The 24,888-nt window shown below is 63.5% G+C and carries 23 protein-coding genes and 4 pseudogenes; 9 read left to right on the forward strand and 18 right to left on the reverse strand.

Annotation, left to right across the window (positions count from 1 at the left end):
* Positions 1-56: 56 nt before the first annotated feature.
* Positions 57-1,184, reverse strand: coding sequence for a sensor histidine kinase (locus tag M0765_RS13775; RefSeq protein ID WP_258504171.1), 1,128 nt, complete (start codon positions 1,182-1,184; stop codon positions 57-59).
* Positions 1,185-1,265: 81 nt separating this feature from the next.
* On the opposite strand from M0765_RS13775, the gene M0765_RS13780 reads away from it, so the two are divergent.
* Positions 1,266-1,616: a response regulator gene (locus M0765_RS13780; RefSeq protein ID WP_258504172.1), complete on the forward strand. Its 351-nt coding sequence runs from the start codon at positions 1,266-1,268 to the stop codon at positions 1,614-1,616.
* A gap of 30 nt (positions 1,617-1,646) precedes the next feature.
* Here M0765_RS13780 and tnpC (M0765_RS13785) read toward each other — a convergent pair whose 3' ends face one another.
* From tnpC (M0765_RS13785) to M0765_RS13820, 9 genes and pseudogenes are all read right to left on the reverse strand, one after another.
* Positions 1,647-3,218, reverse strand: a complete 1,572-nt coding sequence (gene tnpC / locus M0765_RS13785) for an IS66 family transposase (protein WP_446751551.1) — start codon at positions 3,216-3,218, stop codon at positions 1,647-1,649.
* Positions 3,219-3,275: 57 nt separating this feature from the next.
* On the reverse strand, positions 3,276-3,662 hold the full coding sequence (gene tnpB / locus M0765_RS13790; protein WP_258504173.1) for an IS66 family insertion sequence element accessory protein TnpB: 387 nt from the start codon (positions 3,660-3,662) through the stop codon (positions 3,276-3,278).
* Entirely contained in the window at positions 3,605-3,952 is a 348-nt protein-coding gene (gene tnpA, locus M0765_RS29440; RefSeq protein WP_429610583.1) for an IS66-like element accessory protein TnpA, read from the reverse strand. Before tnpA (M0765_RS29440) ends, tnpB (M0765_RS13790) begins: the two co-directional genes overlap by 58 nt.
* A 178-nt stretch (positions 3,953-4,130) precedes the next feature.
* Complete coding sequence (gene tnpC / locus M0765_RS13795) at positions 4,131-5,651, reverse strand: IS66 family transposase (protein WP_274708963.1); 1,521 nt, start codon at positions 5,649-5,651, stop codon at positions 4,131-4,133.
* A 108-nt stretch (positions 5,652-5,759) separates the two neighbouring features.
* Entirely contained in the window at positions 5,760-6,092 is a 333-nt protein-coding gene (gene tnpB, locus M0765_RS13800; RefSeq protein WP_258504174.1) for an IS66 family insertion sequence element accessory protein TnpB, read from the reverse strand.
* Entirely contained in the window at positions 6,089-6,436 is a 348-nt protein-coding gene (gene tnpA, locus M0765_RS13805) for an IS66-like element accessory protein TnpA (protein ID WP_258504175.1), read from the reverse strand. Before tnpA (M0765_RS13805) ends, tnpB (M0765_RS13800) begins: the two co-directional genes overlap by 4 nt.
* Positions 6,437-6,502: 66 nt before the next feature.
* Positions 6,503-6,772, reverse strand: coding sequence for a hypothetical protein (locus tag M0765_RS13810; protein ID WP_258504176.1), 270 nt, complete (start codon positions 6,770-6,772; stop codon positions 6,503-6,505).
* A 268-nt stretch (positions 6,773-7,040) separates the two neighbouring features.
* Positions 7,041-8,018 carry an NAD(P)H-dependent flavin oxidoreductase gene (locus tag M0765_RS13815; RefSeq protein WP_258504177.1) on the reverse strand — a complete coding sequence of 326 codons (978 nt, stop codon included), beginning with the start codon at positions 8,016-8,018 and terminating at the stop codon, positions 7,041-7,043.
* 226 nt (positions 8,019-8,244) lie between these two features.
* Positions 8,245-9,011: pseudogene (locus tag M0765_RS13820) on the reverse strand (enoyl-CoA hydratase).
* A gap of 83 nt (positions 9,012-9,094) precedes the next feature.
* Here M0765_RS13820 and M0765_RS13825 point away from each other — a divergent pair.
* From M0765_RS13825 to M0765_RS13835, 3 genes are read left to right on the forward strand one after another with little or no spacing between them, the layout of a single operon-like run.
* On the forward strand, positions 9,095-9,517 hold the full coding sequence (locus M0765_RS13825; RefSeq protein WP_258504178.1) for a hotdog fold thioesterase: 423 nt from the start codon (positions 9,095-9,097) through the stop codon (positions 9,515-9,517).
* Between the two features lie 12 nt (positions 9,518-9,529).
* Positions 9,530-10,099 (forward strand): gamma-glutamylcyclotransferase, encoded by a 570-nt coding sequence (locus tag M0765_RS13830; protein ID WP_258504179.1) that lies wholly within the window; start codon positions 9,530-9,532, stop codon positions 10,097-10,099.
* A gap of 14 nt (positions 10,100-10,113) precedes the next feature.
* Positions 10,114-10,239 (forward strand): hypothetical protein, encoded by a 126-nt coding sequence (locus M0765_RS13835; RefSeq protein WP_258504180.1) that lies wholly within the window; start codon positions 10,114-10,116, stop codon positions 10,237-10,239.
* Between the two features lie 18 nt (positions 10,240-10,257).
* Here the strand turns inward: M0765_RS13835 and M0765_RS13840 are convergent, their stop codons facing one another.
* Together M0765_RS13840 and M0765_RS13845 are read right to left on the reverse strand one after the other, a co-directional pair.
* Complete coding sequence (locus tag M0765_RS13840; RefSeq protein ID WP_258504181.1) at positions 10,258-11,901, reverse strand: AMP-binding protein; 1,644 nt, start codon at positions 11,899-11,901, stop codon at positions 10,258-10,260.
* A 28-nt stretch (positions 11,902-11,929) separates the two neighbouring features.
* Positions 11,930-12,520 (reverse strand): 2-hydroxychromene-2-carboxylate isomerase, encoded by a 591-nt coding sequence (locus M0765_RS13845; RefSeq protein WP_258504182.1) that lies wholly within the window; start codon positions 12,518-12,520, stop codon positions 11,930-11,932.
* A gap of 159 nt (positions 12,521-12,679) precedes the next feature.
* On the opposite strand from M0765_RS13845, the pseudogene M0765_RS13850 reads away from it, so the two are divergent.
* From M0765_RS13850 to M0765_RS13870, 5 genes and pseudogenes are all read left to right on the forward strand, one after another.
* Positions 12,680-13,419, forward strand: a pseudogene (locus M0765_RS13850) (SDR family oxidoreductase).
* 9 nt (positions 13,420-13,428) lie between these two features.
* Positions 13,429-14,415, forward strand: a complete 987-nt coding sequence (locus tag M0765_RS13855) for an NAD(P)H-dependent flavin oxidoreductase (RefSeq protein WP_258504183.1) — start codon at positions 13,429-13,431, stop codon at positions 14,413-14,415.
* A gap of 193 nt (positions 14,416-14,608) precedes the next feature.
* Positions 14,609-15,592, forward strand: coding sequence for an FAD-binding protein (locus tag M0765_RS13860; protein ID WP_258504184.1), 984 nt, complete (start codon positions 14,609-14,611; stop codon positions 15,590-15,592).
* Positions 15,583-16,116, forward strand: a complete 534-nt coding sequence (locus tag M0765_RS13865; RefSeq protein ID WP_258504185.1) for a D-arabinono-1,4-lactone oxidase — start codon at positions 15,583-15,585, stop codon at positions 16,114-16,116. The genes M0765_RS13860 and M0765_RS13865 overlap by 10 nt, the downstream gene beginning before the upstream one ends.
* Positions 16,113-16,574 carry a GFA family protein gene (locus M0765_RS13870; RefSeq protein ID WP_258504186.1) on the forward strand — a complete coding sequence of 154 codons (462 nt, stop codon included), beginning with the start codon at positions 16,113-16,115 and terminating at the stop codon, positions 16,572-16,574. The genes M0765_RS13865 and M0765_RS13870 overlap by 4 nt, the downstream gene beginning before the upstream one ends.
* Positions 16,575-16,729: 155 nt before the next feature.
* Here M0765_RS13870 and M0765_RS13875 read toward each other — a convergent pair whose 3' ends face one another.
* The 6 genes and pseudogenes from M0765_RS13875 to M0765_RS13905 form a co-directional block, all read right to left on the reverse strand.
* Entirely contained in the window at positions 16,730-17,188 is a 459-nt protein-coding gene (locus M0765_RS13875) for a (2Fe-2S)-binding protein (RefSeq protein WP_258504187.1), read from the reverse strand.
* A 14-nt stretch (positions 17,189-17,202) separates the two neighbouring features.
* Positions 17,203-19,482: a xanthine dehydrogenase family protein molybdopterin-binding subunit gene (locus M0765_RS13880; RefSeq protein WP_258504188.1), complete on the reverse strand. Its 2,280-nt coding sequence runs from the start codon at positions 19,480-19,482 to the stop codon at positions 17,203-17,205.
* A 324-nt stretch (positions 19,483-19,806) separates the two neighbouring features.
* Complete coding sequence (locus tag M0765_RS13885) at positions 19,807-20,463, reverse strand: flavin reductase family protein (RefSeq protein ID WP_258504189.1); 657 nt, start codon at positions 20,461-20,463, stop codon at positions 19,807-19,809.
* A 30-nt stretch (positions 20,464-20,493) separates the two neighbouring features.
* Positions 20,494-21,326: pseudogene (locus M0765_RS29445) on the reverse strand (tripartite tricarboxylate transporter substrate binding protein).
* Positions 21,327-21,555: 229 nt separating this feature from the next.
* Positions 21,556-23,179 (reverse strand): annotated as a pseudogene (locus M0765_RS13900) (3-(methylthio)propionyl-CoA ligase).
* Positions 23,180-23,367: 188 nt separating this feature from the next.
* Complete coding sequence (locus M0765_RS13905) at positions 23,368-24,888, reverse strand: AMP-binding protein (RefSeq protein WP_258504192.1); 1,521 nt, start codon at positions 24,886-24,888, stop codon at positions 23,368-23,370.

Here is a 24,888-nt window from a genome sequence, read left to right on the forward strand (position 1 = left end):
AACTGCAGCGATGGCGGTGTGAGAGGCACAGCGCGACTCCGCGTGAAGCCCGGCAATCAGCCCGCTTCCCCGCCGTCCCCTCGCGAACCCGCTTTCGGCAGTTCGATAGTGAACCGCACCCGCCCCGCCGCGCAGGTGCCAACCGTCTCCCCGCCGTGCGCCCTGGCGATCTGCCTGGCGATGAACAGCCCCAGACCCAGGTGCGTTCGTTCGGCCGCCGCGGAGGGCATGTCGCGCTGGCGCAGCGGCTCGAACAACATCTCGATGTCTTCCGAGGGGATCTCGCCCGCGTTCTCCACCGAGATGCGAACGGAGGAGTCGCCTCCTTCGATCCTCACCATGGCCTGCCCCGAAGGTTCCCCATGCTTGACCGCGTTCGACACGAGGTTCCCGAGCGCTTCGCGCACGCGGGACGCGTCGAAGGCCCCTTCGGTGTCCCCATGCACCTCGAAGGCGATCTCGGCCCCGGGGTGGCCAACCCGGAGCAGTTCCAGTTCTTCGGCACAGGCCGCGGCGAGGTCGACCGGAGCCCGCCGCAGCACCATGCCGGCGCCGAAGCTGGCCCGGCTGTACTCCAGCAGCGAGTCCAGCAGGGATGCAAGGCGCTTCACGCCGCGAGAGAGCAGCGCCGTCTGCGCCGCGGGCGCGACCGCTTCCGCGCGCATCAACTCGACCGTCAGCGCGACCGAATTGAGCGGACCGCGAAGGTCGTGCCCGAGGATCCCGAGGAAGATCTGCCGCCAGCGCTCGCGCTCCTGCGCATAGAACTGCACCGACTCGGCCACGGCCTGGTCGATCGCTTCGTTGAAGCGGTTGGTCTCATCAATGGCACCGGGCCCGGGCGGGTGTGCGTCGCCCCAGAGGCGAAGGATCGAGGAGCGCAGCGCCCGGAACTCAGCCACAAGCTGCTCAATCGAGATGCCCCTGCGCGCGCGCAACAGCCCATGCGTCTGGGCCGAGGTCTGCGACGACGGCGTTGGTGCTTCGCCATGGGACCTCGCAATCGACTCCGTCCTACTTTGGGGATCCCGCAAGTCCGCTGAAATCGCCTCCAGCAGTTGCGGCAGGTGATCCCTCAGCGCCGGCTCGTCCATCTCGCGCAGCGCCGGAATGGTGCGGGCGAAGGCGATGGCCGCCTCGAGGATGGGTTCTCTGGCGGACTCAAGGAACGTGGCAAGTTGCATGTCGGTGGGTGAAGGAAGGCGAATGGAAACCTTACAGCAAAGTCATCAGGAAGCAAGAGTCCTATGACACAGCCGGTGATCTTGATCGCCGACGACGAAGCCGAGGCCGCGGACCTGCTGGGCTTGCTGCTCGGGCTTCATCTTCCCCAGGCCGCGGTGCGCGTGGCCCATGGGGGTCAGGCCGGGCTCGATCTGGCGATCCGGGAGCGGCCGGACGCGGCCGTTCTCGACCTGGAAATGCCGGGCCTGGACGGCGAAGCGCTCGCGTTCGCTCTGCGCGCGGCCTATCCTGAGGCTGCGCCGCTGCTGATCGCGTTGTCGGGCAACGTGGTGCGGCTCGCCCAGATCGAAGGCAACGGCGCGTTCGACCACCACTTCGGCAAACCTGCCGACCTGGACGGCCTTGTCGGCTTGCTGAAGGCGCTTTCCTGAGCAGGGGGCCATCGACCGCACGGCCGCGATTCAGTTTGCAGCCAATGGCTGCCAGCGATGAGGCAATAGTTCTGCGACGCGACTGGCCGGCTGCGTGGGTAGCCGCTCGATAACGTCCTTGAAGTACGCGTGCGGCTCGTGACCATTGAGCCGCGCGGAGTGCACCAGGCTCATGACGGCTGCGGCCCGCTGGCCGGCGCGTAGCGATCCGGCGAAGAGCCAGTTTGATCGACCCAGCGCGATCGGTCGGATCTGGTTCTCCACCCGATTGTTGTCGGCGGGCAGATCGCCGTCGTCGATGTAGCGCGTCAGCGCCACCCAGCGCTTCAGGCTGTAGTCGATGGCTTTGGCTGTGGCCGAGCCCTCTGGCACCCGCTGTCGCTGCGAAGTGAGCCATTGATGCAGTGCATCGGCTACCTTACGCGATCGCTCCTGGCGGACGCGCTTGCGGTCCGCGGTTGCCAGTTCGGCGACGGCTCGCTCGATGTCGTAGAGCTCACCGAAGAACTTCAGCGCCTGCTCGCCAACCTGGCTGGCGTGGGCGATCCACAGCTCATGGAACTTGCGCCGTGCGTGCGCCAGGCAGCCGGCTTCGGTGACGCCCAGCTCGAAACAGGCTTTGTAGCCCGAGAAGTCGTCGCACACCAGCGTGCCGCGCCAGCCGTGCTCACCCGTGAGCCCGAGGAAGGCGCGGGCATGCTGCCCGCCCCGGCTGTCGGCAAAGTCGAACACCACAGCGCGAAGCGTGTCGTAGGCAGTCGTGCAATAGCTCCAGAGGTACGCCCGATGCGTCTTGCCGTTGCCGGGTTTGAGCATTGCCACCGGCGTCTCGTCCGCATGCAGTACGCGGCTTTGAAGCATCTCACGCTTGAGCGCATCGACCAGCGGCTGCAGCTGCAGGCCGCACTGTCCGACCCAGCTGGCCAGTGTCGAGCGCGGGATGGCGAGGCCCGCGCGACCGAAGATGGCTTCCTGCCTGTACAGCGGCAAGTGGTCCAGATACTTGCCCACCAGCACCTGCGAGAGCAGCCCAGCCGTCGGGATGCCCTTGTCGATGATGTGCGGGGCGACAGGCGCCTGCACCAGCGTCTCGCACTTCGTGCAGACCCACTTGCCGCGCACGTGGCGCTCGACGCTGAACACCCCAGGGCGGTAGTCGAGCTTCTCGGCCACGTCCTCGCCGATGCGTTGGAGGGTGCAGCCGCAGGCACAGGTGGTGCTCTCCGGCTCGTGGCGGATCTCCCGGCGCGGCAAGTGCGCGGGCAGTGCCTGGCGCTTGGGCTGTTGCTTCTCACGCTGCGCAGACGGCGCGGTCGCGAGTTCCTCCAGCTCACGCTCCATTGCCGCCAAGTCGGCGTCGATGGTCTCTTCCAGCAGGCTCTTCTGCTCGGCGTTGAAGGCTTCCGACTTGGCGGCGAACTTCAACCGCTTGAGCACGGCCATCTCGTGCGTGAGCTTGTCGATGGCGGCCTGCTTGAACGCGATCTCGTGTTCGCGACGTGCGATCTCAAGCTTGTCGGCTGCAGCCCCTCTCCTCAGGGAGAGGACCATCTCGCGCAGCTGCTGCGCGTCCAGGTGGTCAAGGTCGGCCGTGTCGATCACGGAAGGTGATGGTGCCCCAGCGTGCGCGCCCACGCATCAGCACATTCGGCAATTGCACTACAGCACGCAGATCACTCCAGCTTCGCCGATACGCTGCCACGGCAGTCCGAGCACCAGCGCATCGAACTGGGGAGGGGTCAGGCTGAGCGTGGTGCCGCTGTCCTTGGGCCAGACGAACTTGCCCTGGTGCAGGCGTCGTGCCGACAGCCAGATGCCGATGCCATCGTGCACCAGGACCTTCATGCGATTCGCACGCCGGTTGGCGAACAGGTAGGCGTGGTGCGGGCGCGCGGCGCCGAAGACACGCACCACGCGCGCCAGCGCCGCTTCGGTGCCTGCACGCATGTCCAACGGCTCGATGGCCAGCCACAGCGCGTCGACGCGGATCACCTGAGGATCTCGCGCAGCCAGGCGGCGCATTGGCTTGATGCGCTCAGCGGCCATGTCACGTTCACCGCGATTGCGCCCCGGCGAAGCTCAAGGTGGATGTCACCTACGACTGCAGGGCCTGGCGCCAGCGTGAGCGAGACGAACTCGGCTTGCGGGTCACCGGCCTTCGAGGCGGTGCCTCTCGCGTCAACCATGCGGCGCCACTTGTGAACGAGGTTGGCGTTGAGGCCATGGGCTAGCGCCACTTGCGCCACAGACGCCCCGGGCTCTGCGCACGCCGCCAACACTTGCCGCTTCAGATCGGCCGCGTGGCGCCGCCGGCTCACGCGCTTGGAGTCTTCCATAGGTGTCCACCTAAATCCTTGGTGGACACCATCGTCATAGACACTGGGGCCAAGCTCAAGACGGGATCACCGCGCGCTTACGGTCTTCCGTCGCATACGCACCTCCACCAGATTTAAGATGAAGCTGGCTGAAGTGAAGTAAGCGCGCGGTGATCCCGTGTTGACGACGGTCCTTTGATCAGCGACCTGCTGGTCGCTGCCAGTGATGCGGCAACAGCTCCGTGACGCGACTGGCCGGCTGCGTGGGCAGCCGCTCGAGGACGTCGCTGAGGTACGCGTGCGGCTCATGTCCATTGAGCTTCGCTGACTGGATCAAGCTCATGATGGCCGCGGCGCGCTGGCCTGCCCGTAGCGATCCCGCGAACAGCCAATTCGATCGCCCGATGGCGATCGGGCGGATATGGTTCTCCACCCAGTTGTTGTCCGCCGGCAGATCGCCGTCGTCGATGTAGCGCGTGAGCGCCTGCCAGCGCTTGAGGCTGTAGTCGATGGCCCTGGCCGTGGCCGAACCATCCGGCACCCGCTGCCGTTGCCCGGCGAGCCATTGCTGCAGGGCATCAGCCACCTTGCGCGACCTCTCTTGTCGTATTCGCCTTCGATCCTCAGGCTCAAGCTTGGCGACCTCGCGTTCGACGCCGTAGAGCTCGCCGAAGAACTTCAGCGCCTGCTCGCCGACCGGGCTGCCGTGATTGGCCCAGAGTTCGTGGAACTTGCGCCTTGCATGGGCCAGGCAACCCGCCTCGGTGATGCCCAGCTCGAAGCACGCCTTGTAGCCACTGAAGTCGTCGCACACCAGTGTGCCGCGCCAGCCATGCTCGCCCGGCAGCCCGAGGAAGGCGCGCGCATGCTGGCCGCCGCGGCTGTCGGCGAAGTCGAACACCACCGCGCGCAGCGCGCTGTAGCTGGTCGTGCAGTAGCTCCAGAGGTAAGCCCGGTGTGTCTTGCCGTTGCCGGGCTTGAGCATCGCTACGGGGGTCTCGTCGGCATGCAGCACGCGGTCTTCGAGCATCTCGCGCTTGAGCGCATCGACCAGAGGCTGTAGCTGCACGCCGCACTGCCCGACCCAGCTGGCCAGTGTCGAGCGCGATATGGCGAGGCCAGCGCGACCGAAGATGGCCTCTTGCCTGTACAGCGGCAAGTGGTCCATGTACTTGCCCACCAGCACCTGCGAGAGCAGCCCAGCCGTCGGGATGCCCTTGTCGATGATGTGCGGGGCGACGGGCGCCTGCACCAGCGTCTCGCACTTCGCGCAGACCCATTTGCCGCGCACGTGACGCTCGACGCTGAACACGCCTGGCTGGTAGTCGAGCTTCTCTGCCACATCCTCGCCGATGCGCTGGAGGGTGAAGCCGCAGGCACAGGTGGTGCTCTCGGGCTCGTGGCGGATCTCCCGGCGCGGCAAGTGCGCGGGCAGTGGCTGGCGCTTGGGTTGCTGCTTCTCGCGCTGCGCGGACGGCACGGTCGCGAGTTCCTCCATCTCACGCTCCATCGCCGCCAAGTCGGCGTCGATGGTCTCTTCCAGCAGGCTCTTCTGCTCGGCATTGAAGGCTTCCGACTTGGCGGCGAACTTCAACCGCTTGAGCACGGCCATCTCGTGCGTGAGCTTGTCGATGGCCGCTTGCTTGAACGCGATCTCGTGGTCGCGACGTGCGATCTCAAGCTTGTCGGCCGCGGCCCCTCTTCTGAGCAAGAGGACCATCTCGCGCAGTTGCTGCGCGTCCAGGTGGTCAAGGTCTGCCGTGTCGATCACGGAAGGTGATGGTGCCCCGGTGTGCGTGCCCACGCATCAGCACATTCGGCAATTGCACTACAGCACGCAGATCACCCCAGCTTCGCCAATCCGCTGCCACGGCAGACCGAGCACCAGCGCATCGAACTGGGGATGGGTCAGACAGAGGGTGGTGCCGCTGTCCTTGGGCCAGACGAACTTGCCTTGGTGCAGGCGTCGTGCCGACAGCCAGATTCCGATGCCGTCATGCACCAGGACCTTCATGCGGTTGGCGCGGCGGTTAGCGAACAGGTAGGCGTGGTGCGGGCGCGCGGCGCCGAAGACACGCACCACACGCGCCAGTGCCGCTTCTGTGCCTGCCCGCATGTCCAACGGCTCGACGGCAAGCCACAGCGCGTCGACCCGGATCACCTGAGGATCTCGCGCAACCAGGCGGCACATTGGCCTGACGCGCTTAACGGCCAGGTCACGCTCACCGCGATCGCGCCTCGGCGAAGTTCAAGGTGGATGTCATCCACGACCGCAGCGCCTGGCGCCAACGTGAGCGAGACGAACTCGGCTTGCGAGTCGCCGGCCTTCGAGGCGGTGCCTCTCGTGTCAACCATGCGGCGCCACTTGTGAACGAGGTTGGCGTTGAGGCCATGGGCCAGCGCCACTTGAGCCACAGACGCCCCGGGCTCTGCGCACGCCGCCAACACTTGCCGCTTCAGATCGGCCGCGTGGCGCCGTCGGCTCACGCGCTTGGAGTCTTCCATAGGTGTCCACCTAAATCCTTGGTGGACACCATCGTCATAGACACAAGCCCGCAACTCAAGACGGGATCACCGCGCGCTTACGAAGTGAAGCGCCGATTGGAAGGACCCGAGGTACTGGGCGGCTGTCTCGCTTACGACCGCTGTGCCAGGACCAATCCAGTACAGCTCCAATTCTTTCTCCGGCTTCTCTTGTATGACAAGGCAGTCGAGCATGGCGCCCATGCGACCTCTGAACCTCTCTGGCGTGAGGCCTCCCTCAAGAAACACAAGCTCGGGGGCCCAGAACTTCTTGCGCATCTCGACTCCGGCTTCGGCCAGCGCAAGGTACTCGCCCATGGCAGTCGACGTTGCTTCTCCGATGCTTAGGTCACGGCGCTGATCTCGCAACGCGGCCATGACGTGTTCCGAATCGACTTTAGATTTAGCGAGAGCCTCCTCGAGAACCTCCATCACCGACAAGGTAGTCGGCGGCCGCGCACGCACCCGCAATCCAGGCTTCCATTTCGCTAGAGTGCGCCGTTTGATGGGACACGAACGGCCGAAAGCTCAGCAGCCCGTTCGGACCGCTGACCGGGCGCTTTGACGGTGCACTTCGGAACGCGGATTAGTTTGGTTCCCTCGACTCTGTGAGACTGGCGACTTTCGCGATCGCATCCCTGTATTCCCGGCCGAGCCGCGCCACGTACTCAGCGGTGGTGACCACGCTCTTCACCGCTCCGATACCTTGGCCGCAGCCCCAGATGTCCTTCCAGACCTTGATGTCTGCAGCCTGGCTGAAATTCATCGCAGAAGGATCGCTGGCGGGGAGATTGTTCGGGTCGAGCCCCGCCCTGACGATCGATGGGCGCAGATAGTTGCCATGCACGCCGGTGAACCAATTGGAGTACAGGATGTCCGCGCTGTCGCACTCGGTGACCATCCTCTTGTATCTCTCGTCTGCGCGCGCTTCCTCGGTCGCGATGAAGGCCGACCCGATGTAGGCGAAATCGGCACCCATTGCCTGCGCGGCGAGCACGGCGTGACCCGTTGCTATCGAGCCTGAAAGTGCGAGTGGTCCGTAGAACCATGTGCGGAGGTCCTGGATCAGGGCAAATGGGCTTGTCGTTCCGGCGTGTCCGCCGGCGCCCGCCGCCACCGCGATCAAACCATCTGCCCCTTTTTCAACGGCCTTGCGCGCGAATTGATTGTCGATGATGTCGCACAGGACAACGCCTCCCCAGTTGTGAACGGCATCATTGACCTCGGTGCGGGCGCCGAGGGACGTGATGACGATAGGCACTTTGTACTTCTCGCACAAACCCATGTCCTGCTCTAGCCGATCATTGCTCCTGTGCACGATCTGGTTGATGGCGAACGGCGCTGCCGGCCGATCAGGATGGGCCCGGTCGTGGGCGGCGAGAGACTCGGTGATCTCCGACAGCCATTCATCAAGCTGCGAGGCAGGACGCGCGTTGAGCGCTGGCATCGAACCGACGACGCCTGCCTTGCACTGCTCAATCACCAGTTTTGGGTTGCTGATGATGAACAGCGGCGACGCGATGATGGGCAATGGAAGTCTGGAAAGAGATAGGGGAAGGGGCATGGCAACTTTCAATGAGCTCGCGAGCCGGGTGGCGTCGTGTTGCAAAAAAAGGGGGCGTCAGTCGAGCACCGTGCTGTAGTCGATTAGTGCCACGAACGGCGAAGAGCTGGCGCGAAGTGCTCGTAGCGTAAAAAGCAGAATGAACACTTCACCTCGGCTGCAGTCGGCGCTACCCACGATTCATAGGCGAGACTGGCGCCGCGCAGGCTCAACGTTGATCGCCGTCTCACATCTTGGAGAAATCCGGCTTGCGTCTGGCAAGGAATGCGCCAATGGCCTCCTTCGCCGCCGGTTCTCCAAGCATCCGCCTGAAGCTCGTGATCTCGTCATCGATCCGTCGCAGAACGTCGGCCTCTTCGCTGCACTTCATCAGGCGCTTGGTTTCCAGCAGGCTGGCCATGGGCTTGGAAGCGGCCTTGCGCGCCTGCTGCTGCGCAAAGGGGCTCACCTCCCCGCCGGCAGGATCTTGTTGACAAGACCTGCTTCGAGCGCGGCTTGAGCATTCAGCGGCTCTCCCAGGAGTAGCGCGGCGGCAGCTCTGTGATGGCCGAACATCCGCGGCACGAGGAGGCTCGACGCCGCTTCCGGGCACAGTCCGAGGTCAACGAACGGCATCGAGAACAGCGCGTTGTCGCCCGCATAAACCAAGTCGCAATGCAGCAGCATAGTCATGCCGATGCCAATTGCTGGGCCGCATACCGCTGCGATCAGTGGTTTCGGGAAGTTCGCGAGTGCACGCATGAACGCGAATGCGGGGGAATGCTCGCCATCGCCCGGTTCCTTCAGGAAATCTCCCAGGTCGTTGCCCGCGGTGAAAACCGATTCGTGGCCCTCCAGCACGACGGCTCGCACAGCGAGGTCGCCGTCGGCCCTGGCCAATGCGGCGGTGAGTTCGCGGTACATCCCGGCCGTGATGGAGTTCTTGCGCTCTAGTCGGCTGAAGATGAGCGTAAGAACGCCGCCTTCGATGCGCATTTGAATTTCTTGGTTCATGTATCTCCGATGACAGAGAGATCGTTTACTGAACGAATGCTATGTTAAGGTCGGGAGTCTGTCAAACCGCAGGAGTTGAGGCCATGCGCATCTGGAAGAGATCCATCTCGGTCGAAGAAATTACCGCCAGCAACCAGGACACGGCGGCCAGCCACCTCGGGATCGAGTTTCTTGAAGTGGGCGGCGACTTCATACGAGGCCGTGTGCCGGTGGACGCGCGCACCAGGCAGCCCTATGGCCTGCTTCATGGTGGGGTCTCTGTGGTGTTGGCCGAAACGCTGGGCTCTATCGCGGCGCACTTTTGCTGCGGTGACGGCCAGCGCGCGGTCGGCTTGGACATCAACGCCAACCACTTGCGCGGCGTGACGCGGGGTTGGGTCACAGGCACGGTTCGGCCGGTTCACATCGGACGCACGACGCAGGTCTGGCAGATCGATCTGGCCAACGACGAGGGCCAGCTTACCTGTGTGTCGCGCATCACCATGGCCGTCGTTGAGGCGAAGTAAAGAGGTTCGCAAATGCGCCGTCGCAATCCGCAGGACGAAGACCAACCCGGATCGAACGCGGTGACTGCATCTGCGCAAGTCACTCGCGACGGACTTCTCAGCGACGCATTCATGGCCGGGGTACATGCGCAGCTTCCCCCAGGCGCACGACTGCGCACCGCTGAGGAGCTGGAAGCGTCGATCGAAGCCATTCTGTCTCGGCACACTCGCGACACCGCTGTCCATGTGTTCGGATACGGCTCGCTAATGTGGAACCCTGCGGTGGAGTACGCGGGCGTGCGCCCGGCGAAGGTCCACGGCTGGCACCGCAGCTTCTGTCTGCGCTCGATCGTCGGGCGCGGCTCACAGGGGCACCCCGGGCTGATGCTCGCTCTTGACAGAGGTGGCGCCTGCCAGGGATTGTTGCTCGAGATCGAGCCGCGTAAAGTGCGCGATGAAATGCGCGTACTCTGGCGCCGGGAGATGCTGACGGAGGTGTATCAAGCGCGATGGGTCGTCGCCGTAGCAGACGGCGCGCCCGTACGGGCGATCACCTTTACGGTCGATCGCTCACATCCGCGCTACACGAAGAATCTCCCCTGACCGAAATGGCACGGATGATCAACACAGGAGCGGGCTCTCTCGGCACCTGCCGTGAATACTTCGATGCCACGCTTCAGAAGCTCGCGTCGCTGGGCATGCACGATGTCGGGATGGAGCGCCTGCGAACGGCGGCAGGCTGAAGCTCCATTGCGAGGCCGCTAAACCGCTGACACGGGTGCCCGCAGTTCCTTTCGCAGGATCTTGCCCACGGCCGACTTTGGCAGAGCCTCCAGAAAGGTGATGTGGCGCGGCACTTTGTAGGCCGCAAGAAACTCGCGGCAATGCACTTCGAGCTCTTCCGGGCGCAGCTCCGGTAAGCGGCGTACGACGAACAGGTGCGGGACCTCGCCGGAGCGTTCGTCGCGCACGCCGATACACGCGCACTCCAGCACGTCGGGGTGCATCGCGACCACGCCCTCGATTTCGTTCGGGTAGACGTTGAACCCCGACACCAGGATCATGTCCTTCTTGCGATCCACGATGGAAATCAGACCTTGCGCATCCATAGTGACGACGTCTCCGGTCTTGAACCAGCCATCCGACGTGAATGCTTTTCGCGTTTCGTCTTCGCGGTTCCAATAGCCGGCGAATACCTGTGGGCCCTTGATCAGCAACTCACCGGGCGTGCCGAGCGGCACTGGCTCGCCCGCATCGTCGACGATCAGAACGTCGGTGGACGGCACCGGCGCACCGATCGCGCCGTTGCGACCGGGCGCATTGAAGGTGGCGCTGGGTGATGTTTCGGTGAGCCCGTAGGCCTCGGTGATCGGCGGTCCACCGGCTTTGACCCACTTCGCGGCAACCGCTTCCTGGATCGAGGCGCCGGCGCCAATGACCACGTTGCATCGGGAGAAGTCGATGCCGGCCAGCTCGGGCAGCATCACCATGGCATTGAACATTGTGTTGACGCCGATCAGCATGTCGAAGGGTGCCCGCTTGAGTTCGCCCCAAAGTGCCGTGGCATCGCGAGGGTTGACGACCAGGCGGTTGTGGGCGCCGCTGGCAAGGGCCGTCAAAGTCGTCCCGAGCGGAAAGATGTGATACAGCGGCAGCGGCGTCACGATTTCAAAGTTGTCGATGTCGAGGGCGAGGCCTAGCCAAGAGCGCATCTGCAGCGAGCTGGCAACCACGCTGCGGTGTGTCAGACACGCACCCTTCGAAACGCCTGTCGTGCCGCCGGTGTACTGCAGAAACGCAAGATCGGACGGCGCGACCTTCTCGTTGGCGAAGTCGACGTCGGGCAACACGGACATCGCGTCGCGCAGACTCACGACTTGGGCGCGGCCGTTCAGGGCCGGCGCATCGGCGTCACCGGCCGTGGCGAACAATGACTGTTTCACCTCGCGCATCGGCACAGTCAGGACGTATCGGAGTTGCGTCTGGCCCAGGATTTCGTTCAACAGGCCCATGAAGGGCTCGGCCGCTATCAGCGCGCTAGCCCCGGAATCGGCCAACTGATAAACCAGCTCGCGCGCCGTGTAGAGCGGATTCATGGTCACGCCCACCATGCCCGCACGCAGGATCGCCGCCAGTGCCACCGGATAGATGAGATTGTTATGCAGCAGCAGGGCCACCCTGTCGCCCCGTTTGAGACCGGCCGCCTGCAGCGAGCGCGCAAGCAGCGCGGACGCATGCTCGACCTGTGCGAAGGTCAGCGATTCACCCGCGCAGGTCACGGCCGCCCTGGCGGCGTGCTTCGTGAATGCGCGATCCAGCAGCGTGATGAGGGTTTCACTTTCGTCGAGGTTGATTTCTTGGGAAAGCCCTGCCGGATAGGAGGCATGCCAGAGTCGTTGTTCCATGTGATTCACTTCGCGCGGTTGCCGGCAGTCAGGACAAGGCCTCGCGAACGAAGTCCATCCGGTCCTGCCCGAAAAACATGTGATCGCCGACGAACAGCGTGGGCGCGCCAAATACGCCGCGCTCCACCGCTTCTTGCGTCGTGGCCTTCAGCGCAGCTTTTGTCTCCGGATCCTGCGCTAAACGCTCGATGTCGCCAGGATCGAATCCGCCAGCGATCAGGGCGTTGGCGGTGAGTTGCGCGTCGTTCAGATCCAGGGCGTCGACCCACAGCGCCTTGAACACGCAACCGAGCAGCTGCTGCAGCTGCTCGGGACGGCGCAACTGGACCCCAGTAACCGCGCGCATGAGAAACAACGTGATGATGGGGAAGTGCGGATTTCCCTTGAGCGGGACACCATACCGGCGAGCGTGACGTTCGTAGTCCATTTGGGTATAGCGTCCTTTGACAGGGACGGCTGTCGGCGAGGCGTTGCCAGTGGCCTGGTAAACGCCGCCGAGCAGCATCGGGCGGTAGACGAGATCAGCGCCATGGCTAGCGCACAAACCTGGCAACTGCGTCCAGGCCAGGTATGAGGCTGGGCTGCCGACATCGAAGAAAAAATCAACTGACTTGCGCATCGAAGCTCCTTTTAACTTAACGTTCGTTTGATTAACGTAAGCTATGTTATTCGCAGGCGCCTGTCAACGGGGTTTTGCTGGACTACATCACCGATTGACAAACGATCGTTCATTGACTAACGTGCAATGAATCAACGAACGTTTTCCAAAGGAGACTGTATGGACCCATTGACCAGCCACAGCGGTGTGGCTCTCGTCGTCGGCGCGGGCGACGCCACCGGCAGCGCAATCGGCGCACGCTTCGCCCGCGGTGGCTATGTCGCGTGCCTCACGCGGCGCTCGGCCGACAAGCTGGAGCCAGCCGTCCAGCGTATCCGTGCGGCTGGCGGCCAAGCCTTCGGCTATGGGAGCGATGCGCGCAAGGAGGACGACGTTGTCGCCCTCATCGACCAAATCGAGAAGGAGCGCGGCCCGATCGAAGTGATGGTCTTCAACATTGGCGCCAACGTGCCCAGCAGCATCCTGGAGGAGACAGGGCGCAAGTACATGAAGATCTGGGAAATGGCGGCCTTCAGCGCTTTCCTGAACGCACGCGAGGTCGCCCGCAGGATGGTTCAGCGCGGGCACGGCACGATTCTTTTACCGGCGCGACAGCCGGCATTCGCGGCTCGGCAAATTTCGCGGCCTTTGCGGGAGCCAAGCATTCGCTGCGTGCTCTGGCCCAGAGCATGGCGCGCGAGCTCGGTCCACGTGGCATTCACGTGGCCCATGTCGTGGTCGACGGCGCGATCGACACAGAGTTCATCCGCAGCAACTTCCCCGAACGCTATGCGCTGAAGGAACAGGACGGCATCCTGAACCCCGAGCACATCGCGGAGAACTACTGGTACCTGCACACCCAGCCTCGCGACGCGTGGACGTTCGAGATGGACCTTCGTCCCTACATGGAAACCTGGTGAAAGACACACATGAAAACACGCATCACTGAACTCTTCGGCATCCGCCACCCGATCATCCAAGGCGGCATGCATTACGTCGGCTTCGCCGAACTGGCTGCGGCCGTGTCCAATGCCGGCGGGCTTGGCCTCATCACCGGTCTGACGCAGAAGACGCCCGAGCTCCTGGCTAGGGAGATTCGCCGCTGCCGCGAGATGACGGACCAACCTTTTGGCGTGAACCTCACGTTCCTCCCGACTTTGTCATCCCCTCCGTACCCGGAATACATCGCAGCGATCGCCGAGGGCGGCGTTCGCATCGTCGAGACAGCCGGGCGCAGCCCTGAGGCCTATATGCCCGCGCTCAAGAAAGCCGGCATCAAGGTGATCCACAAGTGCACCTCAGTACGACATTCCTTGAAGGCCGAAGCGATCGGATGTGACGCGGTCAGCGTGGACGGGTTTGAGTGCGGCGGCCACCCAGGCGAGGACGACATGCCAAACATGATCCTTTTGCCACGGGCCGCCGAGGAATTGAAGATTCCGTTCGTGGCCTCCGGCGGCATGGCAGACGCTCGCAGCCTGGTGGCAGCGCTTGCGATGGGCGCAGAGGGCATGAACATGGGCACACGCTTTGTGGCGACGCAAGAGGCACCGGTGCACCAGAATGTTAAGGATGCGATAGTGGCTGCCACCGAGCTCGACACTCGGCTCGTGATGCGCAGCCTGCGCAATACCGAGCGCGTCCTCACAAACTCCGCCGTCGAGCAACTGATCCGGACCGAGAAGGAAAAAGGAGCGGATCTCAAGTTCGAAGACATCATGGACCAGGTCGCAGGCGTCTATCCGCGGGTGATGCTTGAAGGCGAAATGGATGCAGGGGCCTGGAGCTGCGGCATGGTCGTCGGGCTGATCAACGACATTCCCACGGTGCAGGAACTGATCGACCGCATCATGGAGGAGGCGGAGCGGTTGATCACACGAAGGCTCGCTGGATTCTTGGAGCCTGAACTGGCGTAGCCTATCAGCCGGCTCACTCCTCCGAGTGAGCCGGATCCTCGGGAGACATCTTGAGATCGCAGGCCAACGGCAAGAGCCTCCTGTCGGAACTATCAGTTCACCCCACCAGCGACGCGGAAAGCCTCATGAACACGAACGAGTTCGGCTGGCACTGCTACTAGGAATGATCGCGTCTGTGAGTCGAGGAAGACACATGGAAGATCCGTTGAATCCCGCATTGCTGCCCGAAGTGAATTTCGGGGGCAATCAGCACTGGTACACGCGCCGATACCAGCCTTCCTCTGAAGCCGAGGTCCTCGAGATCCTGGCGCGTCATTCCAGGCAGACCATCCGCGTGGTCGGCTCGAAACACTCATGGAGCGATATTGCCGCCGGCGCCGGGGTATCGATCGACATGGGGCGGCTGGATGGCGTGGAACTGATTGAGCGGAACGGCGAGCCCGTCGCCCGCGTCGGAGCCGGGTGCCGCCTGCAAGATCTGCTCGACTGGCTCCATAAACGGTCCGATCGGACGCTTCCAACGCTCGGCGCGATCAAGAAGCAGACCGTTTCGGGCGCGATCTCAACTGGGACCCACGGATCGGGCCGGCAGAGTCTTTCGCACTATGTCGGACGGATCCGTGCTGCTGTGTTCGATGCCGAGTCCGGGACGCCCGTGATCCGCGAATTCTCGGAGGGACCGGCGCTCGAGGCCGCGCGCTGCGGCCTCGGCTGCATGGGCGTGATTCTCACGGTGGAACTGCCTACGGTTTCGAAATACAAGATCGCTGAGACGGTCCGCATCCGGCAAAGCCTGGAAGAAGTCTTCGGCCTGTACGCGGACCAGCCGCTCACCCAATTTTTCTGCGTACCCTACAGCTGGGTATGGCTAACTTTCGAGCGGCGTGCTGTCGGCGAGTCGGGCACGTCTGCGTGGGCTCGCGTCAAGGCCCGTATCTTCCGCGTTTTTAATCTGGTTGCCGTGGACGTCATCTTTCACCTGCTCGTCCGCGTCAGTCGGAAGGCGGGCCTGGTCGGCGTCAGGACGTTCTTCAAAGTCGTGCCACACCTCATGCTGAAGAACCACGAGCGGATCGATGACGCAGAGCACGTCCTCACCATGAAGCACGACTTGTTTTGCCACGAGGAAATGGAGCTCTTCGTGCCCGAGGCCGCGCTCCGCGCGCCATGGGAGTGATTCAAGCCGCGATCGAGGTCTGCGCCGGGACCCGGAGTCGGGTTCAACCTGATGTCGAAAAGCAGCTGCGCGAGACGGGCACCTACGACGCTCTTGTCGCGCTGCGTGGCAGCTACGTTCACCATTACCTGGTGTTCTGCCGGCGCGTCATGCCCGAGGCAACGCTGGTCTCGATGGCGGCTTCGGCGGATCAAGCCTATTACTCGGTCTCTATCTTCACCTATGACTCGCCGAAGCGGCGACAACCCTATTACGAGCTCTGTGCCTGGATCGCCCGCACGCTGCTGCGGCTCGTCGACGCGCGCTTGCACTGGGGCAAGCATTTTCCGCTGGACTACTGGGACATCGCGCGTCTCTACCCGCGGCTCGCGGAGTTCCGCGCGCTGTGTCGTACGGTCGATCCGGCCGGCGTCTTGCGCAACGGCTACACGGCGCGCGTGCTGGGTCTTCCGCCCGGCGCCGGCATGAGCGCCGGCACTGATCCCAATCGCGCTCAGCAGAAACTCGAGAACGGCAGAATATGACCACCGACACACCGTTGCCACTGCGCGGCGCCTGCGAATGCGGCGCTTGCTCGTTCGAGGTGCATGCGTCGCCGAAAGCCAGATTCCGGTGCCATTGTCTGATCTGCCAGGCGTTCAATGGCAAACCGTTCGCGGACGTGGTCGCCGTTCGCGCCAACGACGTCGTGCTGAAGGGCGCCGGCAATATTTCATTCAAGAAATACCGTCCGCCGCCGAACTTCAATCGCGGGGTCTGCAGGACCTGCGGCAAGCCTGCGGTGGAGGTTGCGGGTGCCGGACCGTTGAAGGTAATGTTCATCCCGGCCAGCAATTTCGAGCCCGAGGCACGGCTGCCGCCGGTTCGGATGGACATCTTCTATCACCGCCGAATGCTGGACATGCCCGATAGCGCGCCCAAGTACTGCGGCTACTTCCGGAGCCAGTTGGCGGTCGGGAGAATGATCATGAGTGGCTTGTGAACCTGCGCCGCTCGTGGAATGTCGACATGTTCTCTCCGGGTTTCTTGGATCCGCGAATGCCGCAAGGCTGAGCTGATAGTGGGCATGAGGCTTCTTCAGCCATGGCGTTCCGCCTCCGCCGACAGATGTGCGGTTCTGCCGGCCAAGCTTTGATCTCAGGCCGACGGCATCCCGGCAGCTTGGTGGATGGCCGCACGGATCCGCGGGTAGGTGCCGCAGCGGCAGATGTTGCCGGCCATGGCCGTGTCGATATCCGCATCGGTCGGCTTGGGGGTTTGCCTCAGCAAGGCGGCGGCCGCCATCAGCTGGCCGCTCTGGCAGTAGCCGCACTGCACCACGTCGACATCGACCCACGCCGCCTTCAGCACGGCCACCTGGGGTCCGGAGAGCCCCTCGATGGTGGTCACCTCGCGGCTTCCCACCGCCGAGATCGGCGTGACGCAGGAGCGCGTCGGCTGGCCGTCGACGTGCACCGTGCAGGCGCCGCACAGCGCCATTCCGCATCCGAATTTGGTGCCGGTCATCTGCAGCTCTCCACGCAACACCCACAGCAGGGGCGTGTCAGGCTCGGCCTGCACTTCAACAGACTTGCGATTGATCGTCAATGTGGTCATTGGGCTTCTCCGGATCAGGTGAGCTTCAGCGGCAGGCTGCGCAGCCGCTGGCCAGTGAGGGTGAATAGGGCATTCGCCACTGCGGGGGCGATCGGCGGCGTGCCGGGTTCGCCGACGCCTTCAGGGCTCGCGTCGCTGGCGATGATGTCCGTCTCGATCACCGGGCATTCATCGAGCCGCAACACCGGGTGGTTGTGGAAGTTGGTCTGCTGGACCTGGCCCTTCTCGATACGCACTTCGTCGTTCAGCGCAGCCGACAAACCGTAGACGATGGCGCTTTCCATCTGCTGGCGGATGAGGTTCGGGTTGATGGCGAGGCCGCAATCGATCACGCAGGTGACGCGGTGCACGCGAATGCGCTTGTCGGCGGACACCGACACTTCGGCCACTTGCGCCACGATGGACCCGAAGGACTGGTGCAGCGCCACGCCGCGCGCGCGCTGGGTGCCGTCGGCCGCTGCAGGCAAGGGCTTGTTCCAGCCCGACAACTCCGCGGCGCGCCGCAGCACCTTCAGCTGCCGAGGGTGTTTCGCCAGGAGTGCGGCGCGGAAGGCCACCGGATCACGGCCGGCGGCGCCGGCCACCTCATCGAGAAAGCTTTCCTTGAAGAAGGCATTGTGCGAATGCCCTACCGAACGCCAAAAACCGACGGGCACGGGCAGTTCAAATACCTCGTGACCGATGCGCGCCGACGGCCATTCGTAAGGCTGGTCGAAGGCGCCTTCCGAGGTCGTCCTGTCGGGTCCGGCGCCCGGGAGTCCGAGCATGCGCTTCATGACCTGCGGCACGATGGCTTGGCCGGCCGAAGCGTTCACCCAGCCCACCAACTGGCCCGAGGCGTCGAGCCCCGCCTGGAAGCGCGATACGCACGCCGGGCGGTAGAAGTCGTGGGTCATGTCCTGCTCTCGCGACCACATCGTCTGCACCGGTACGCCGCCGGCCTCGCGGGCGATGGCGGCAGCTTGGGCGATCACATCGACCTCGCAGCGCCGGCCGAAGCCGCCGCCGAGCAACTGCATCTGCAGGTCGACCTGTTCGGGCTCAAGGCCCAGCACCTTGGCCGCGGCGCTGCGTGCCATGTCGGGCACCTGCGTAGCTGCCCACACGGTGGCCGCACCATCCTTGACCTGCACGGTGCAGTTCATCGGTTCCATGGTTGCATGAGCCAGGTACGGCGCGCGGTACTCGGCCTGAATGGTTTTCGCGGCGCGCTGAAGTGCGGTATCGACGTCACCATGCTTGTAGAAGCTGAAGCCATCGTGTGTATTCAGCGATTGCGACAGCCGCCGATAGATCTCCTCGGTGGAAACGTGGGCAGTCATGCCATGGTCCCATTCGACGCGCACCGCCTTGACCGCGCGCATCGCGTGGTACGGCGTGTCGGCGATCACCGCGACGCCCCCGGTGCCGCCGTTGAAACCGGGCACTGCGAATACCTTCCTCACGCCAGGCAGCTTCTGTGCATCCGCCGCATCGAAGCTGGCGACGCGGCCACCGAGCGTCGGGCACATCTCGACACTGGCGTACTGCATGCCTGGCTGCAGCACGTCAATGCCGAAGCGCGCGCTGCCGTCCATCTTCGATGCGGCTTCGAGGCGCCGCCGCGGCTGGCCGATCAGCTTGAACGCCTTGGGCGACTTCAGCACCACGGAATCAGGCAACGGCTGACCTGCCGCCGCCCCGGCCAGTTCGCCGAACGAAGCGCTCTTGCCCGACGCGTGCAGCACGCGGCCCGCCTCGGCGCGGCATTCGGCGGCCGGCACCTTCCACTGCTGCGCCGCCGCCGACACCAGCATCGCACGCGCCGAAGCACCGGCTTGGCGCATTGGCAACCACAGATCCCTCATGCTGGAGGATGAGCCGGTGAGCATCAGGCCGAACTCACGCATCGCCTTGCCAGTGATTCGCCCGGCGATGGCCTTCAGTGTCCCGTCGTCGTCGGGGTGAAAGGGCAGGCCCTCGATGATCCCGGCGATGTTCTGGTAGATCTTGTCGATAGGCGCACGCTCGACACGGACCTGCGCCCAGTCAGCGTCCAGCTCTTCGGCCAGTACCATCGCCAGGCCGGTGTGAATGCCCTGGCCCATCTCGGCCTTGCACATCACGATGCCCACCGTGTTGTCCACTCCGATCTTGACCCAGCCATTCAGCGCCGACTGGCCCGGACCGACGGGCAGCGGGTGGGTCGTGACCAGGCGTGGCTTGGGCGGTGACGCCGTCCAGCCGACCATCAGAGCGCCGAGCGCACCCGCAACGCCGGCACTGCTGAGCAATACTGTTCTTCGAGTAACCATGGCCGTACTCCTGTGGTGCCTGCGATCGTGGAAATAAGAGCCCGTCGGTCCCTAATATAGCAGACCGATAGTCTCTTGTGTGTTTTTTATTCCTCGAATGAATCGCTTCGCTCATCAAAGCGTGCGCGCTTTACCGGCGCAGCAGGAGGAGCCTCGCCAAGACGCAGCATTGCTGAGGTCAGGGTTCCAACGCACTGGCAGCCCTGGTCCGAGATCCGGTTCTTGCAGCTTGAGGAACGCCGTTGACCCCGGCGTTGCCCCAACACTCGGGGAAAATGAGCGAGGAAAACAGAAACCGACGCCTTCGATCACATGAAGCTTTGATCATTTGGTGCCATGACTGGACGGGCTGCTGGCGCCGGCCAGCCGGTTGATCTGGAAGACCGTTTCGGGGGTCACTTGGACATAGTCATTCAAGCCGCCGGAACGCATGATCGGATACGCATTGGCGGTCTGGTAGACGCCATTCTTGAGGAGCAGCTTATCGATGTAGACGGCCACTACCTCGCCCAGGACCAGCCAGCCCTCCACTTTTTCACCTGCCGTATTTCGAAACTGAACGATGTCGATGACCTTGCACTCCATGGCAGCTCGGCTTTCCGCCACGCGCGGGACATTGACCATCCGACCCGGCACCGCCGTGAGGCCGGCCAGCGGAAACTCGTCCACGCCATGCGGATGCGGGGCCGAGGTCTCGTTCATCTTTTCGCCCAGTTCACGAGTGACCAAGTTCCAAACGAACTCGCGCGTTTCGGACGCGTTCTGCACGCTGTCTTTCCAGGCGATCGAGGAGAACCCGATGATCGGCGGGTCGTAGTTGAAGGCGTTGAAAAAACTGTAAGGCGCGAGATTGACTCGTCCCTGAGCATCTCGCGACGAGATCCAACCTATCGGGCGCGGGGCGATAAGGGCATTGAGCGGGTTGTGGCTCAGACCGTGGCCCTTGGCCGGCTCGTAGTAGTAATAGTCGATGGCGGTCATGGTGTTCGCTTCCAATGGTCTGGGCGTCGCTTACTCGGGCTGGAGCTTGACCTGCCGCGCGATGTCCGTCAGGCGCTTGGTTTCAGTCTTGAAATAGCGATCGGCCTGCGACGTGGTCATCGGTTCGAGAAGGCGAGCAGCTTGCTCCTCGGTGAATCTGGCGAACTCCGGCGATGCGACGACCGCATTGATCGCCTGAGCCAGTTTTTCCACCTCTGCGCTGCCAACCCCACGATCGACAAAGACGCCGGTCCAGATCTGGTGCTCGAAACCCTTGAGCACCTTGCCCTCGTTGAGGGTCGGCACATCTGGCAAGCCAGCAACGCGCCGGGCGGCTGCCACGCCGATGGCGTTTACCTTGCCGCTTCTGATCAGGCCCACCGTGGGTCCGCCGATGGGCATGAAGCTCAGGTTCACTTGCCCGCCAATCAGGTCGGGAACGATCGGGGAACGCCCTTGTACGGAACCTCGAGGAAACGTACCTTCGTGCGATTCTGGAAGTCGGCGCCTACGATATGAGCCGTCGAGCCACGGCCCCAATGGGCGATTGAGAGTTCCTTGTTGCCCGGTTGCCGCACATGGGCCAGCAGTTCGTCTACATCTTTGAAGGGCAAGCTTGGAGAGCTGACGAGCACAAAGTCCGCGGCCGTCACTGGCGCCACCAGCCGCAGTTGGTCCGGTTCGTACTTCGCGGTACCGACGGCCAACGGTGCCAGGATCAGATCCGACGCCGTATGGCCCAGGAGCGTGTACCCGTCCGCGGGCGAACTCAGCACCCTCATCACGCCTATGGAACCGCCAGCGCCTGGCAGGTTGTCGATGACGACAGGTTGACCGAGTCGCGTCTGCAGGGCCGGCTGCATCTGCCGGAAGCCTGCATCCGCGGACCCGCCAGCCGGAAACGGTACGCGGATGGTGACAGCCCTGCTGGGATAGGTCTGAGCCGATGCGCCGAGTGCGGGCACGAATAGCGCGAGCGCGCACGCCAACTGATGAAGCACTTTATTCACGGTTGTCTCCTGTTTAAGAATGTCGGTGCCTCAGCACCGATGGATTGCTTTGCTAGGGCGCAACGGACTGGACGAGAGACAGTCAGGCAGTCGGCAGGACATAGTCCTTGAGCATGTCGCGCAGCTTCGTCTTGAGCATCTTCCCCGTCGCGCCGATGGGAATCGATTCGACGAAAACCACGTCGTCCGGAACCTGCCATTTCGCAGCGGTGCCCTTGTAGAACTCCAGCAGCTCTTCGCGTGAGACGTCCGAGCCCGGTCGTCTCGTCACGATGATGATCGGCCGCTCGTCCCACTTCGGGTGCGGCATGCCGATGCAGGCAGCCATCTGCACGCCCGGGTGGGACATTGCGATGTTTTCCACCTCGATCGAACTGATCCATTCGCCGCCCGACTTGATGACGTCCTTGCTGCGATCGGTGATCTGCATGAAGCCATCCGGATCGATCGTTGCGACGTCGCCAGTCCGGAACCAGTCGCCGTCCAGGGGATTGCCTCCTTCGCCCTTGAAATACTCGCGCAAGACCCAGTAACCCTTGACTTGAAGGTCACCGAACGTCTTACCGTCCCAGGGCGCTTCTTCGCCGTCCGCACCGATGATGCGCATATCGATACCGAATCCCACCCGGCCTTGCTTCAGGCGCAGGGCGCGCTGCTCTTCGTGGCCGAGCTTCGTGTGCTTGATCTTGGGTGCATAGGCCGTTCCCATTGGACTGGTTTCGGTCATGCCCCAAACTTGCATGACTTCCGCACCCCGTTCTTCGAATCCTTTGATCATGGCTGAATTGACGGCGGCTCCCCGATCACCAGCTTGCGCAAAGTCGAGAAGCGCAGATCCTGCGATTGCACGTGCGCAAGCAGCATCTGCCAGACAGTTGGTACGCCTGCTGCGCAGGTGACGCCTTCGCCTTCGATGAGTTCGTAGATCGACTTGCCGTCCATTGCCGGGCCGGGCAATACCAGCTTGCAACCAGTGAGCATTGCGGCATACGGGATCCCCATGCATTTACATGAAACATGGGAACCACGGGCAGTACGGCGCCGCATGCTGAAAGATCCAACCCATCGGGCACCGGAACTGCGAATGCATGCAAAAGCGTGGAGCGATGGCTATAGAGCACACCCTTGGGATTGCCGGTCGTCCCGCTCGTGTAGCACATGCTCGACGCCGTGTTCTCGTCGAACGTCGGCCACTGGTAGTCGCCCGAATGCTCTCCGATCCATGTCTCATAGCAAACGAGACCAGGGATGCCGGAATCCGCTGGCAGCCGATCCTCGTCGCACAGCGCCACGTATTTCCTGATGGTCTTGCAGTTGGCGTGGATCGCTTTGACAAGTGGCAGGAATGTCAGGTCGAAGCAGAGGATCTGGTCTTCCGCATGATTGGCGATCCATGCGATTTGATCCGGCGGCAGGCGCGGGTTGATCGTGTGCAGTACACGACCCGATCCCGATACGCCGGCGTACAGCTCAAGATGGCGGTAGCCGTTCCATGCCAGAGTCGCGACGCGACCGGAAAATTCGAGGTCCGTTGCGTCGAGCGCCTGCGCCAGTTGTCTGGAACGCCGTGCGACGTCGCGCCAGGTGTACCTATGAATATCGCCTTCCACGCGGCGCGATACGATCTCGCTGTCGGCGTGGTGTCTCTCGGCGGACAAGATAAGTGACGAAATCAGCAGCGGATGCGTTTGCATCAGTCCCAGCATGGTTGTCTCCTGAATTGTTTTGTCTTGCCGGCCGTTCATGAGGGCCGTTCTTCTTTAACGAGATAAAGGTCATTCGAAGAACGTTTCTCATCGCCAGGCCAGCGATGGCGTTGTCTTTGCCGTTTCATCGAAACAGGTGACCTGTTTCGCGCGGGGAGGAGGTGACGACTTCTTTGTTTATGGGGCTTTCAGCGCAAGTACCGATCGCGCAGCAATCTCTTGTAGAGCTTGCCGGTGGCATGGCGAGGAAATTCGGATTCGAAATCTATGCTCCGGGGCACCTTGATGGGCCCGAGCAGCGCGAGGCAGCGGGCCCTGAGCGCCTCGGCAACCGACGGCTCCGCAAAGTCCGGGTGCGCTGGCTGGATGACGGCCTTGACTTCCTCGCCGTATTCCTCGTTCGGCACCCCGAAGACCGCGGCATCCGCCACGCGCAGGTCCTGCAGCAGCACGTCCTCGATCTCTTGCGGGTAGATGTTGACGCCGCCGGAGATGATGACGAAGTCCTTGCGGTCGGTCAGGTAGAGGTAGCCTTCGCGGTCGAGATGGCCGATGTCGCCGAAGGACCGCCAGCCCTGCGGGCTCGTCGCCACGCGGGTCTTGGCGGGATCGTTCCAGTACTCGAACTGCGCGTCGCTCTCGAAGTAGACGTTCCCGGTTTCGCCCGGCGGCAATTCCCGGCCCGCGTCGTCCAGGATGTGCAGGATGCCGTCGGTCGCGCGGCCGACCGAGCCCTTGTGCTCGAGCCATTCGCGCGACGTGATGGCCGTGGAGCCGATGCCCTCGGTGCCGGAGTAGTACTCCTGAAGGATCGGCCCCCACCAGTCGATCATCGCCTGCTTGACGTGCACGGGGCAGGGCGCCGCGCCGTGGACCGCCTGCACCATGGAGGCCATGCTGTAGCGGCCGCGTACGCCCGCATCCAGCCGCAGCAGGCGGTGGAACATGGTCGGCACCCAGAGCGAATGCGTGCATCCGAATTGCGCGATGGCGGCGAGCGCGCGCTCGGCATCGAACTTTGCCATCACGATGCTGGTGGCACCGGCATGGACGGCCGCCGAGAGGAATCGGTTGGGCGCGCTGTGATAGAGGGGCGACGTCGACAGGTAGACCGTGGCGCTGCCGAGTGCGAACGACCGGGCCACCGCGGCGTTGCGGTTGTCAACGGCATCGAAGTCGCCTTCGAAGGGCGGCTTGCGCACGCCCTTGGGCCGGCCGGTCGTGCCCGACGAATACAGCATCTCGCGTCCTGGCGCGAGCACGGGCGGCAGCCCGCTCGGCGCCGCCAGAAAATGCGCCTCCCAGGATTCAATGGCCGGATCCGCAAAGCCGATGCCGACGCGCCGTGCGCCGCCGACGTCCAGCGACGACGCCGTTTCGGCGTTCATGCAGGCCGACGACACGACGGCGACCGATGCCGCCGAGTCCTTCACGATGTACTCGAAATCCGCAGTCGACAGCCGCGTCGAGGTAAGCACGTAGTACAACCCGATGCGCTGCGCGCCGAGCGCAAGAAAAAGCAGTGCGGGCGCGTTCTCGATGCACAGCACGACGCAGTCTCCCCGCTTCAGGCCGAGCGACAGCAAGGCGTTGGCCGCGCGATTCGCCTCGCGCTCCAACTGCGAGAAGCTGAACGCCTCACCCGATTCGAGAAAGTGCACCGCGACCTTGTCGGGCGTGGCAGCTGCGAAGCGGCTCAGGTGGTACAT

The organism is Variovorax sp. S12S4, assembly GCF_023195515.1.
In the GTDB taxonomy this organism is placed as follows: domain Bacteria; phylum Pseudomonadota; class Gammaproteobacteria; order Burkholderiales; family Burkholderiaceae_C; genus Variovorax.

What these genes read in the sequence shown, in the direction of transcription:
- M0765_RS13775 (WP_258504171.1), bottom strand. Translation starts at nt 1,184, where the DNA reads ATGCAACTTGCCACGTTCCTTGAGTCCGCCAGAGAACCCATCCTCGAG.
- tnpB (WP_258504173.1), bottom strand. Translation starts at nt 3,662, where the DNA reads ATGGCCGCTGAGCGCATCAAGCCAATGCGCCGCCTGGCTGCGCGAGAT.
- tnpA (WP_429610583.1), bottom strand. Translation starts at nt 3,952, where the DNA reads ATGGAAGACTCCAAGCGCGTGAGCCGGCGGCGCCACGCGGCCGATCTG.
- tnpC (WP_274708963.1), bottom strand. Translation starts at nt 5,651, where the DNA reads ATGGTCCTCTTGCTCAGAAGAGGGGCCGCGGCCGACAAGCTTGAGATC.
- tnpA (WP_258504175.1), bottom strand. Translation starts at nt 6,436, where the DNA reads ATGGAAGACTCCAAGCGCGTGAGCCGACGGCGCCACGCGGCCGATCTG.
- M0765_RS13810 (WP_258504176.1), bottom strand. Translation starts at nt 6,772, where the DNA reads ATGGGCGAGTACCTTGCGCTGGCCGAAGCCGGAGTCGAGATGCGCAAG.
- M0765_RS13815 (WP_258504177.1), bottom strand. Translation starts at nt 8,018, where the DNA reads ATGCCCCTTCCCCTATCTCTTTCCAGACTTCCATTGCCCATCATCGCG.
- M0765_RS13825 (WP_258504178.1), top strand. Translation starts at nt 9,095, where the DNA reads ATGCGCATCTGGAAGAGATCCATCTCGGTCGAAGAAATTACCGCCAGC.
- M0765_RS13830 (WP_258504179.1), top strand. Translation starts at nt 9,530, where the DNA reads ATGCGCCGTCGCAATCCGCAGGACGAAGACCAACCCGGATCGAACGCG.
- M0765_RS13835 (WP_258504180.1), top strand. Translation starts at nt 10,114, where the DNA reads ATGATCAACACAGGAGCGGGCTCTCTCGGCACCTGCCGTGAATACTTC.
- M0765_RS13840 (WP_258504181.1), bottom strand. Translation starts at nt 11,901, where the DNA reads ATGGAACAACGACTCTGGCATGCCTCCTATCCGGCAGGGCTTTCCCAA.
- M0765_RS13845 (WP_258504182.1), bottom strand. Translation starts at nt 12,520, where the DNA reads ATGCGCAAGTCAGTTGATTTTTTCTTCGATGTCGGCAGCCCAGCCTCA.
- M0765_RS13855 (WP_258504183.1), top strand. Translation starts at nt 13,429, where the DNA reads ATGAAAACACGCATCACTGAACTCTTCGGCATCCGCCACCCGATCATC.
- M0765_RS13860 (WP_258504184.1), top strand. Translation starts at nt 14,609, where the DNA reads ATGGAAGATCCGTTGAATCCCGCATTGCTGCCCGAAGTGAATTTCGGG.
- M0765_RS13865 (WP_258504185.1), top strand. Translation starts at nt 15,583, where the DNA reads ATGGGAGTGATTCAAGCCGCGATCGAGGTCTGCGCCGGGACCCGGAGT.
- M0765_RS13870 (WP_258504186.1), top strand. Translation starts at nt 16,113, where the DNA reads ATGACCACCGACACACCGTTGCCACTGCGCGGCGCCTGCGAATGCGGC.
- M0765_RS13875 (WP_258504187.1), bottom strand. Translation starts at nt 17,188, where the DNA reads ATGACCACATTGACGATCAATCGCAAGTCTGTTGAAGTGCAGGCCGAG.
- M0765_RS13880 (WP_258504188.1), bottom strand. Translation starts at nt 19,482, where the DNA reads ATGGTTACTCGAAGAACAGTATTGCTCAGCAGTGCCGGCGTTGCGGGT.
- M0765_RS13885 (WP_258504189.1), bottom strand. Translation starts at nt 20,463, where the DNA reads ATGACCGCCATCGACTATTACTACTACGAGCCGGCCAAGGGCCACGGT.
- M0765_RS13905 (WP_258504192.1), bottom strand. Translation starts at nt 24,888, where the DNA reads ATGTACCACCTGAGCCGCTTCGCAGCTGCCACGCCCGACAAGGTCGCG.